The organism is Methylophilus glucosoxydans (assembly GCF_042676145.1).
Classification (GTDB): Bacteria; Pseudomonadota; Gammaproteobacteria; order Burkholderiales; family Methylophilaceae; genus Methylophilus; species Methylophilus glucosoxydans.
Genome location: NZ_JBHTJW010000002.1, coordinates 1,313,620 through 1,324,827 on the forward strand (window position 1 = coordinate 1,313,620; position 11,208 = coordinate 1,324,827).

The following is an 11,208-nucleotide window of genomic DNA, read 5'->3' on the forward strand; positions in this document are numbered from 1 at the left end:
GGGTGGTGTACTAAATCATGTTTCAGGGTTGGCTTGGCATTGCTTTGATCTGGCTGGCGATCTGGTCAGATAATTTGTCCAAGTCTTGCCCCAGTGCGCGGACCAGTGCCGGGTAACCGTTTTCTGTGAGCGGGGTGGTAAATTGAAACGGCTGGATTTTGAGCGGGCGTTGATCGGCGGACAGCCATTGCCATTGGCCGCTCATGATCGCTTCGCCACGCATATGTCCTTGAAACTGATCTATGCGCAATTGCAAGCGGCTGGCTTGCAGCTTGGTGCCGGGCAAGGCATCGGTGACCAGGGTGTCAGGCAGGCGTTGGGCGAGCCGGCTGCGCAGGCCTTGCCGTAATTCTTCAGACAGCGAAGCGCTCCATAAATGGTCACGCGCGGGCTGAATGGTAATGTCATCGAGCTGGATCAGAATACGGTCGCTGTCCAGCGCATCGGCCAGCACCAGATTGCCCAGAATAAGGATGCGCGTAGGGGGTGTGGTGGTATTTGGCAGACTGACTTCTGGCAGGCTGTAGCGCTGGGTATTGACCGGCGGGCGGTTGCCCAGACAAGCGGTCAGCGACAGGCTGCAGAGCAGGCAAATTGTCGTACGCAAGAAAGAAAAAGGCATATGCATGAAAACTGTCCTTATGGAGTTGCCGGTGCCAGTGGCAGCGGGTCGTTACCGGGTTTGCGGTCAAACAGGATGGCATTGGGCTGCTCATTCAGCGTACGCACCAGCGGCTGGACTTCGCGCAAGACCTTTTCCAGCCGTTGCAGGGTGCTGCTCAGCTCCTGGTAAGCCGGTGAGTCGGGCGACAGGCCTTTGATGGTGGTGCGCAACTCTTGCATGGTCTGGTTCAGGTTGGCCGGCATTTGCTGGAACTCTGGTTGTGCCACAAACTGGTTCACTTGCTGGCTCAGCGCACGAATCTCCCGCAAGGTTTGCTCGGATTGTTGCAGGTTTTTATCGAGGCCGCTTAATACTGGCTCGACATTGAGCTTATTCAGTTTATCCAGCAGATCAGACAGTTTCTCTTCGATCTGTGCCAGGCTGGTCGCGCTTGTGGGCAATACTGGCAAGCCTTCAAAGGTTTTGGCTTTGTAGTTGACTTTGCGTGCGTGCTTGTCCATGTTCAAGTCGACAAACAATGAGCCTGTCAGCAGGTTGCCAGATTTGAGCGTGGCATGTAGGCCGTTTTTGAGCATAATGCCGAGGCGCGATTTCCACTCGTTGAGGTCCGCCTTGCCACTGTCTGCCAGACGGCCAGGTTCGAGATGAATCAGCACCGGAATCGCATAGTTAAAGTCCTGTTTGCGTGCGGGCGAGTTGAATTTCCACGGCACTTGCATCACCGTGCCTACGCGCAAGCCGCGGAACTCGACCGGCGCGCCACTGGAGAGTCCGCGCACCGTATCATCCACCAGAAGCACATATTCCAGATATTGGTCGTAGGTTTGCTGGCGGGCAGCTTCTTCATTGGCATACAGCTCAAAGGTGGTTTCGGACGGCACCGGTTTACCCATGGGCCGGTTGTCGGCATGGCCAAAGCTAACCCCGCCTGCAATCAGCGACTCCACGGTGGGGATGCTGGCCTTGAAGCCTTCGGAATCCAACTTGAGGTCTATGCCAACGGTGGTCCAGAAGCGCGTGTTTTCAGTGATCAACACGTCGTAGGGCTGCTCGATAAACAACTCATGCTGCATTTTGCGTTGCTTGGGGTCAAAGGTGGCGCTCGCCACCCGGCCCACGCGCAGGCCCTGATAGGTGACCGGGTCACCAATGCGCAAGGCGTTGCCGACGGTGCCGATCAAATTAATATGTACGCCGCCGGCGCCATTCAATGAAATGGGGGGCTGGTCGAGCACGGTAAATTCGTCTGTTTCTTCATGACCCTTGCCCGGTTGCAACTGGATGTAGGCGCCTGAGATCACGGTATTGAGGCCGCTGATGCCCTCAAGGCCGATCCGGGGTTTGACTACCCATAATTGCGTATCTTTGACCAGCAGCGGTTGCGCATCTGGCGCGATGCGGGCGATGACCTGGATGTGCCCAAGGTCTTCGGACAGTTTGACTTGCTCGACCAGACCGATATCGACGCTATGTACCTTGATTTTGGTTTTGCCGGCTTCTATGCCTTCGGCGTTGGACATTGAGAGCGTGATTTGCTTGCCAGCACGCGTATAGTTGTCATAGATGAGCCAGCAGCCTATCAGCAACGCAACAATGGGTACGATCCAGATCGGTGAAACTCGGGCCTGCTTGCCTACCCGGGCCAATAAATTGTCATCAGACGTATCAGTCATATTGTTTTCCTTGAGTATCCCATAACAGGCGCGGATCAAACGCCATTGCGGCCAGCATGGTGGTAATCACCACGGCGCAAAAGGCCAGCGCGGCGGGGCCGGGCAACACCGACATCAGGTTGCCGGACTGGATCAGTGCCACCATGATGGCGACCACAAACACATCCACCATGGACCAGCGGCCGACAAACTCGGTTAGATGATAGAGCCGTGTTTTTTGCAGGGCATTGAGTGGCCCCGGGTGTTTGACCAGCCACGATAACAGGATTAACACCAGCATTTTGAGGATGGGCACCAGTACACTGGCGACAAAAATCACGACCGCAATCGGTTGCGAGCCATGCTGCCAGAGCTCCATCATGCCGCCGATAATGGTGGCTGCATGGCTTTGCCCCAGCGCGGTGGTAATCATCATCGGGTAGGCATTGGCCGGGATATATAAAATGATGGCGGTGAGCAACAGCGCCCAGGTGAACTGCAGGCTGTGCGGCTTGCGCGCATGCAAGAGCGTGCCACAACGGATACAGCTGGCATGATGGCCTTCGTTATCAGGATGACTAGCCAGGTGGTTGATCAGCCCACAAGTCGGGCAGCCGGTGACATGCTGCTCGGCGGCGGTGATGCCGCAACGGATATCTTCCGGGGTTTCCGGTTCGCCTGCCAGCCGGTACCACAGCCAGTCTATATCCACCGAGCGTGTCGTCATCAGCAAGAGTAGCGCAAACACGCAATACGCCCAGAACGAGGCGCCCAGATGCACATCGGCCATGCCGGTCAGCTTCACCAGGCTGATCAGCGCGGCGACGATAAAAACATCCGCCATCATCCATGGGTGCAGTTGTGAAAACAGGCGCGCAATCACATCGCTGTAGGCTTTGGGTACCGTGCGTAATACATTGGCCTGCATGGCAATCACCCCGGTCAGGTACAAGCCGGGCAGCACAATTGCCGTGCACGCTACAATAAAGGCCACAATGGGTTGATGCGATTGCAACAAGGTGGAGGCAGTTTGCGACAGCGCGATCTGGTTATCCAGCCCGCCGGCATCGACACGGATAAACGGGAACGCCACCGCAATCAACAGCGTGATGAGCGCGCTTGCCGCCAGCGCAATGCTGCGTTGCACCGGATGCAGGTAGCGGCGTGCCAGCACATGACCACAGCGCGGGCAACTGGCGTGCTGACCCGGCCGCAGTACCGGAATGGCACTGACCATGTCACAGGCTGGGCAGGCACGCAAGCGTCGCCATTTTGTCGGTTGCTGGGTCGTCATACAGGGGGTTGCAGGCAGCGGATTGTCAGTTTTTCAACAGGCTGGATACAAGCATAGTAATGGGATTGGATTTGATCAGGCAAGAAAAATTCCGTGCCCTAGACACTCATAAGAGGGACTGATGACAGGAATTGTCTCTAAGGGCGGTTTGATGCACACAATTTGTCACCGCATACGCGCTTTGAAATCCCTGTTGTCTCATCCTTTTTGCCATGGTGAAAGGAGTAGGGATGGGGCAAGAAGGATTTTCTGAGCGATGCGCTGCCGGGTGTGCGCAAGCCGACGTATTCAGCAGAGGAGGCGCGCCTGTTTTGATGAGATTCTTAAGTATGCAGGCCTGCCAGGCGCATGCAAAAGCGCAGCAATAAACTGACTACGCCCAATGCCGCAATGCTGGCGAGCCAGATCAGGCATAGCCAGCCTACACGCTTGCGCCAGTTGGGGCGTGGGGTGTCTGCCTGAACAGACTTTGTCCCTGTTGTGTGCTTAATGGTAGTGCTCATCTCTATTCACCTTGCCCCTGAATATATAGTAGCCCCAGGCGGTGTAAATTAAAATAATCGGGATGATCACCAGTGCGCCTATCAATGCAAACATCTGGCTGATATGCGGCGCTGCGGCAGCTTGTATCGGCAAGTCGGGCGGAATGATGTTAGGCCAGATGCTGATGCCCAGCCCGGCATAGCCCAGCAGAACCAGTGCCAGTGTGTAAAGGAATGGGCGGGTTTCAGCTTGCTGGCTCAGCGCACGCTGCAAGCGGTAAAAACACAACCCTACCAGCAACGGCACGGGCGACAGCCATAACAGATTCGGCATGCTGAACCATCGCTCAGCAATGCGGCTATCCATCCATGGCGTCCACACGCTGATGATGAAAATGATGGCAAACAAGGCGGTGGCGATGTGTTTTGACAGGCGGTAACAGCTGGCCTGTAGCGCGCCATCGGTTTTCATGATCAGCCAGGTGCTGCCGAGCAGGGCATAGGTGACCAGCAGCCCAAGGCCGGTAAACAGCGAAAACGGTGAAATCCAGTCCAGTGAGCCACCCGCATAGGCCTGGTTTGACATGGGGATTCCTTGCAGGTAAGCGCCTAGCGTCATGCCCTGAAAGAAGGTCGCCGCAACCGATCCGCCGGTAAATGCCTTGTCCCAGAAGTGCCTTTCGCTGTCCTTGGCGCGAAACCTGAATTCAAACGCTACGCCTCTAAAGATCAGTGCCATCAGCATCAGCAGCAAAGGCAGCGCAAACGCACTCAAAATCACTGAATAGGCTAAGGGGAAGGCGGCGAGCAAGCCGGCGCCGCCCAACACCAGCCAGGTTTCATTACCATCCCACACCGGGGCCACCGTGTTCATCATGAGGTCACGGTCGCTTTTGTCTTTAAAAAAGGGATAAAGAATGCCTATACCAAGATCAAAGCCATCCATGATGATGTACATCATGATGCCAAACAGAATGATCGCAGCCCATATCAGAGACAAGTCCATTTATTGATCCTTTGATTGATCGTCAGCCTGAGTGCCAGCCTGGTGCTTTGCTGACTGCGCCGAAGCGGGTGTCTTCGTCTCCGGGTGAAACTCAGGGGCCAGCGTAAATGCAGTGGCGTGGTCAAGCTGCGGTGAAATGGCGTCGCCGTGCAGTGCCTCCCCGGTACTAGGGCCTGCTTTGAGCAGCCGGAGCATGAAGCGCGTGCCCATGCCAAACACTAACAGGTAAATGATGACAAACAGGCCCAAGGTCAGTGCCACCTCGCTGGCAGGGTGCGGCGTCACCGCCTCTGCAGTACGCAACACGCCATACACTACCCAGGGCTGGCGGCCGATTTCGGTGGTGAACCAGCCTGCCAGGATGGCAATAATGCCTGCGGGCCCCATGGCCACTGCAAACTTGAGGAACAGCGGCTGTTGATACAGTTGTTGTTTCAAGCGTAGCCACACGGAGGAGAATGCCAGCAAGATCATGAGCAAGCCCAGCGCCACCATCACGCGGAAGGTCCAGAAAATAATGGTGGCATTGGGCCGATCTTGAGGGGCGAATTGCTTGAGTGCAGGAATCTGCTCGGTCAATGAGTGACGCAAAATCAGGCTGCCAAGCACCGGGATTTCGAGGACAAAATGATTCTTTTCCTGTTGCATGTCTGGCCAGGCAAACAGAATCAGCGGCGTCGGTTCATTGCCTTTGTTCTCCCAGTGCGCTTCAATCGCGGCGATTTTGGCGGGTTGGTATTTGAGGGTATTCAAGCCATGCATATCGCCAATAAATGCTTGCAAGGGCGCAATCAGCAGAATCAGCCATAACCCCATGGACAACATTTTACGGATGCTGGCGTGATCCCGCTGCTTGAGCAAGTGCCAGGCAGCTGTCGCCACCACCAGCAAGGCTGTGGCCAGATAGGCACCGATGACCATGTGCATGAGCCGGTAAGGGAATGAGGGATTGAATATGATCTGCCACCAGTCCACCGGCACTACTTTACCGGCGATTAACTCAAAGCCCTGTGGCGTTTGCATCCAGCTATTCGAAGCCAGAATCCAGGTGGCAGAGATCAAGGTGCCAACCGCGACCATCAAGGTTGACAGAAAGTGCAGGCCTGGCCCGACCTTGTTCCAGCCAAACAGCATCACGCCGAGAAAACCCGCCTCAAGGAAGAAGGCGGTAAGCACTTCATAAGCCAGTAAAGGACCGGTCACGCCGCCGGCGACATTGGAGAAGCCAGCCCAGTTAGTGCCAAACTGGTAGGCCATCACCAGGCCAGATACCACGCCCATGCCAAAACATAGCGAGAACACTTTAATCCAGAAGTGGTAGAGATCCAGATACACGCTTTGTTTGGTCATGAGCCAGCGTGCTTCGAGGACTGCCAGGTAACTGGCCAAACCTATGGTGATGGCCGGGAAGATGATGTGAAACGAAATCGTAAAACCAAACTGGATACGCGCCAGCGTCAGTGCCAAATCAGACATATTGATCTTTCTACCACCTTACCTTCCCGCCGCCGGAGAGGGATATCGCCTGCTGTTGCGGAAATCAACAATATAGACCGTGTCTACGCCCATTAAGTTTGCCACAGGGCCGTCTGCAAGTAAAAAAATCTATCCTCGGCGTTTGCCTGACAAAGAGACGCCGTTTGATGACTTGTTGGTAAGAGCGCAGGCCCGCATAAGTAAAAAGCCTTGCAACAATGCAAGGCTTTTAGCAGACATCACTCACAAGATTAGTGCTGATCCAGGTCTTTTAATAGTTGCTGCTGCAGCGCGATCTCGCTAGGCAATGCGGTGGCAACCATCAACGCGACACTATCGTTAGGCGCTAAACTGGATGGACCATGTTCAGCGGCGGCTTGTTCAGGGATCAAGTCAGCGATATGCAAGGCATCCGCTTGTGGCGGATGATCCGCTGGGGCCGCAAAAGCGGCAAACTCCAGCGGTGATTGTAAGAGGGTAGAAATATCCAGTTCGGTATCGCCCGCCTGTAATGAGGAGAGGACATGTTGCAACAATTGTGCATCAATCGCATCATCACTGGCATGCGGCAGATAATCCGCCGTCAATTGCGCGCTCAGTGTCATGGTTTGCAGACCTTGCACCTGCAAGCGTTCACCAGTCGCAGTCTCCAGCGAAACCTGAGCGCCATCCTGCGCCACAATACGCTCACCCTCACGTAACCAGTCCCCAGCGCTCAGTGGCCGGTGCTGGCCCATTGCGTTGACCGCCTCGACCTGACCATCCAGGTGTGAAATTTTTGCCACCATGCTATGCATCTTTATTCTCCTGGAAATATTATATCCTCATAACCTTACATGCCTAAGTCTGTCAAGCTTGGACAAGCTGAATATTACAAAAATTTGCCGAAAATTTGCAGCGTGAGTGGCATTTTGCAGATGGCTGGCCTGTGGCCAAAAAAATATAAAATATTTCGCAAAAAGTGGTTGACCAAGGGGCGTGGTCTCAGTAATATAGCGCCTTCAAACGACGTACCGATTCCTCAATAGCTCAGTCGGTAGAGCGCCGGACTGTTAATCCGTAGGTCCCTGGTTCGAGCCCAGGTTGAGGAGCCAAATAGAAAAAGGCCTTGCAGAGATGCGAGGCCTTTTTGCTTTTCTGCAGCATTGCCTAGCGCTTCGCAATATCGGATCACCTTATCCTGATGCATTCTTTATCTCTCTCTTTGTTTATTTTGCAAACGCCTGATCATTGCTGTTTGCTTCCAAAGGCTTTCCTGCGCATGTCAAACAAGAATAACCTGTGTGAGGAGGAATCACTTGGAGCGTTGGTCGCTTGCTTGGTATGATGTGGTTTTTATATTTGCATAAATGTAATTGTGAATGTCTGTGCTGTTGTTTGTGCTTATGTGTGGCTGTTAACCAGCGCCTTTGTTTCGGAGGCTTCTGAAGAAGCGCTGTTTCTTGAGTCGGATGCTGCACATAGTGACCGTGTGTTGAGAGTGCCTGAGCCTATGGTCTATGATCTGGTGCGACCGTTGGGGGTGAAGCAGGGCGATCTGGAGGTGAATGCGCTGGTGGATGTGAGTGCGGCGACCGGGGATGTCAGCTGGGCGCCTGAGCTTGAATATGGCCTGGCGGACGACATTGGGGTGGAGTTGGAATTGCCTATCGAGAATACGCGGCACGAACGCTATAAATTGGCCATTCAGCAGACGCTGCAGGTTTCCTCTGCGCGAGGCATGGCCACCGGTTGGCAGGCTTTTGTTGATATGCATAAACATAGTAAAGCTGTTTCTGTCGATGCAACCTATATTGTCGCCAAGCGATGGAATGAGCCATGGTCGTCGCTGAGTATGCTGGGACTGCGTGTACAGGATGTCAATCGGCGTGCCAGGGCTGGCTATTTGCTTAATCACTCGGTGTTTTATGATGCATCGACGCGCGTGACCTTGGGCATGGAAATAAATCAGGAAATCAGCCGGGGCGGTACTTGGCGTTATCGATTGACGCCACAAGTACATTACGATGCGAGTGAGCGTTATACCTTGCAGATGGGCATGGCAGTCTCGACCTTGAACCCTGCGCAAAGCGCAGAAAAACTATGGAGCTTTAGGCTGATACGCTTGTTTTGAGCTTTAAACTGGTTTTGTGACAGGTGTTGCGATGCAAAAGCAAAAAGCGCCCGCAGGCGCTTTTTGGTGAGTCTATTTGGGGCTATCTTGTTAAACCTTAAGTGCGTGCTCGATGCGGTCTAACGCTTCGCGTAAGTTTTCCATGCTGGTGGCAAACGAGATGCGGAAGTAGCCTTCTGCGCCAAACGCAGAGCCTGGGACCACGGCGACATTGTGCTCTTCAAGCAGGTATTCTGCCAGCGCCATATCGGTGGTTTCCTTGATTTTGCCAGCCTGGTGCAGGTTGGCAATGGCCTGGCGTGCATCCGGGAAGGCATAGAATGCGCCGCCTGCCATCAGGCAGCTCAAGCCTGGCATGGCGTTAAAACGATCCACCACATATTTGTGGCGCTCGCGGAAGGCGGCAACCATGGGCTTGATGCAGTCTTGCGAACCGCTGAGGGCTGCCTCGGCCGCATATTGCGAAATTGAGGTCGGGTTGCTGGTGGATTGGCTTTGCAGGATTTCCATCGCCTTGATGATGTAGGCCGGGCCTGCGGCATAACCGATACGCCAGCCGGTCATGGAGTAAGCTTTTGACACCCCATTGAGCACAATGCAGCGGTCTTTGAGGCCTGGTGCGGCATTGAGGATGTTGTGGAATTTTTCGCCGGTCAGGTTGACGTGTTCATACATGTCATCAGTTGCGACCAGCACATGGGGATGTTTGAGCAGCACCTCGCCCAGCGCCTTGAGCTCGTCCAGGCTATAGACTGCGCCGGTTGGGTTGGAAGGTGAGTTAAACATCACCAGTTTGGTTTTGCTGTTGATTGCTGCTTCGAGTTGCGCGGGCAGTAGTTTAAAGCCTTGCTCAATCCCGCATTCGATAATCACCGGTTTTGCCTCTGCGACCATGGCAATGTCGGCATAGCTCACCCAGTAGGGGGCAGGCACGATGACTTCGTCGCCTGGGTTTAACACCGCCAGACACAGGTTGAAAATGGTTTGTTTGCCGCCGACGCCAACAATCACTTCATTGGCTGCGTAATCAAAGCCATTTTCGTTTTTGAATTTGTTGACGATGGCTTTTTTGAGGGCGGGAATCCCGCTCACAGGGGTATATTTGGTGTACCCGGCGTCAATCGCTGCCTTAGCTGCATCTTTAATATGTTGTGGCGTGTCAAAATCAGGTTCGCCTGCCGCCAGGCCTATGATAGGGCGGCCCTCAGACTTGTATTTGGCCGCTTTGGCTGTAATGGCCAGGGTGGGCGATTCTTTAATGGATAACACGCGTGCGGACAGCACGTTGGCAGCAGCTTGGTTCAAGATCACTTCCTTGTTGGGTCGTATGCTTAATAAGCAGGCTGCGTATGCAGCCTGCAAAAAAATGAAAAACGCAATATTTTACGCAAAAACAAGCGGATAGGGAAGTGAAAGGCGCGCGCGAGGCGCGCCAGTTGTTTTAAGCTGGTCGCCCCGGGCGGGGCGGTGAGGCGAAAATGATGACAGGAAGATTTAACATTGTTTGCCGCAGCCGAGATAAGCCTGGTAGACAGGCACCAGGGTGGGATCTATTTGTTGTAACTGGCCCTCAATCTCATGCACGGTGTGTTGGTCGCCCAGTTTCTGGGCCATTTCACCACGTCTAAACCAGGCCTCAACAAACTGTTTGTCCAGTTTGACGGCTTGGCTAAAGGCGGAGGCGGCGACATCAAAGTGCTTGAGTGACATTTCTGCCAGCCCCAGACTAAACCAGGCATCTGGACTACTTGTTTCTTGCTGGGTCCAAAGCTGGCTGACTTGCGCCAGTGCGGGCCAATCTTGACGGGATTCGGGCACGGCAGCACGCATATAGTAGGGTTTTTTGTCTTCGTCTTCCTCCCACAATGCTTTGCCTGACACTGGAAAGATGTTACTGGCTGGCATTTTCTCCAGGGTCTCCAGCCACTCGACGGGCAATGCAAAGTGAATGCTGCCACCATTGCCTGCCGTTTTAAAGGTATTGATGCCCACCAGTTTGCCATCCATGTCAAACAAGCCGCTGCCGCTGGCTCCCATGAGGAACTTGGCGCTGCTGCGGATCATATTGCCGGCAGGCGTGGGATACAAGCCCTGAATTTCACCAATAGAGGTGATCGGTGCAGGCACACCATTTGAGTGTCCAATCGCGGTGATTTCCTGGCCGCGACTCAAGGCCAGGCTGTTGCCGCGCGGGACTGGCTTGAAGGGCATATGGCTAGTGGTCACCAGACACAAATCATGCCAGGCATCTGCGCGTACGCTGGTGATTGGGTAGCTGTCTTCGCCACGCGAGACCCAGGGCTGTTTGGTTGCGCGCAAGACATGGCAATTTGTGACCACTGAATTGTCGCTGACGACCACGCCGGAACCATAGGCCATGCCACCTTCCTGGTTGTAGCCGCGGATCATGACCACGCCAAAGTAAGCTTCCATCAGGGCTTGCTGATTGTAGGCTTGCGCCGCTGGTGTACCGAGTGCCAGAATGGCTATTAAAAGGAATTTCACGCGACCCCCAAAAAAATATGATTCATTGTGGTTTAACTGACTGGTGCTTGCGATA

The 11,208-nt window shown here is 54.2% G+C and carries 10 protein-coding genes and 1 tRNA gene; 2 read left to right on the top strand and 9 right to left on the bottom strand.

What is annotated here, in order from left to right; translation table 11 throughout:
- Positions 1-22: 22 nt before the first annotated feature.
- From ACFQ1T_RS08955 to ACFQ1T_RS08985, 7 genes are all read right to left on the bottom strand, one after another.
- A complete protein-coding gene (locus tag ACFQ1T_RS08955) occupies positions 23-628 on the bottom strand; it encodes a PqiC family protein (RefSeq protein WP_379075814.1) in 606 nt (201 codons plus the stop codon).
- Between the two features lie 11 nt (positions 629-639).
- On the bottom strand, positions 640-2,298 hold the full coding sequence (gene pqiB, locus ACFQ1T_RS08960) for an intermembrane transport protein PqiB (protein WP_379075817.1): 1,659 nt from the start codon (positions 2,296-2,298) through the stop codon (positions 640-642).
- On the bottom strand, positions 2,291-3,571 hold the full coding sequence (locus ACFQ1T_RS08965) for a PqiA/YebS family transporter subunit (RefSeq protein ID WP_379075820.1): 1,281 nt from the start codon (positions 3,569-3,571) through the stop codon (positions 2,291-2,293). Before ACFQ1T_RS08965 ends, pqiB begins: the two co-directional genes overlap by 8 nt.
- A gap of 323 nt (positions 3,572-3,894) precedes the next feature.
- Positions 3,895-4,074: a DUF2474 domain-containing protein gene (locus ACFQ1T_RS08970; RefSeq protein WP_194747917.1), complete on the bottom strand. Its 180-nt coding sequence runs from the start codon at positions 4,072-4,074 to the stop codon at positions 3,895-3,897.
- Complete coding sequence (gene cydB / locus ACFQ1T_RS08975) at positions 4,058-5,059, bottom strand: cytochrome d ubiquinol oxidase subunit II (RefSeq protein WP_379075823.1); 1,002 nt, start codon at positions 5,057-5,059, stop codon at positions 4,058-4,060. The genes ACFQ1T_RS08970 and cydB overlap by 17 nt, the downstream gene beginning before the upstream one ends.
- Entirely contained in the window at positions 5,060-6,535 is a 1,476-nt protein-coding gene (locus ACFQ1T_RS08980) for a cytochrome ubiquinol oxidase subunit I (protein ID WP_194747913.1), read from the bottom strand. It lies immediately after the preceding gene.
- Between the two features lie 251 nt (positions 6,536-6,786).
- On the bottom strand, positions 6,787-7,332 hold the full coding sequence (locus ACFQ1T_RS08985) for a hypothetical protein (protein WP_379075826.1): 546 nt from the start codon (positions 7,330-7,332) through the stop codon (positions 6,787-6,789).
- Positions 7,333-7,553: 221 nt separating this feature from the next.
- Here ACFQ1T_RS08985 and ACFQ1T_RS08990 point away from each other — a divergent pair.
- Both ACFQ1T_RS08990 and ACFQ1T_RS08995 read left to right on the top strand, forming a co-directional pair.
- A tRNA-Asn gene (locus ACFQ1T_RS08990) sits at positions 7,554-7,629 on the top strand.
- Between the two features lie 293 nt (positions 7,630-7,922).
- A complete protein-coding gene (locus ACFQ1T_RS08995; RefSeq protein WP_379075829.1) occupies positions 7,923-8,648 on the top strand; it encodes a hypothetical protein in 726 nt (241 codons plus the stop codon).
- 90 nt (positions 8,649-8,738) lie between these two features.
- Here the strand turns inward: ACFQ1T_RS08995 and ACFQ1T_RS09000 are convergent, their stop codons facing one another.
- A complete protein-coding gene (locus tag ACFQ1T_RS09000; RefSeq protein WP_379075832.1) occupies positions 8,739-9,953 on the bottom strand; it encodes a pyridoxal phosphate-dependent aminotransferase in 1,215 nt (404 codons plus the stop codon).
- 189 nt (positions 9,954-10,142) lie between these two features.
- Positions 10,143-11,153, bottom strand: coding sequence for a trypsin-like peptidase domain-containing protein (locus tag ACFQ1T_RS09005; RefSeq protein WP_379075835.1), 1,011 nt, complete (start codon positions 11,151-11,153; stop codon positions 10,143-10,145).
- Positions 11,154-11,208 lie beyond the last annotated feature (55 nt).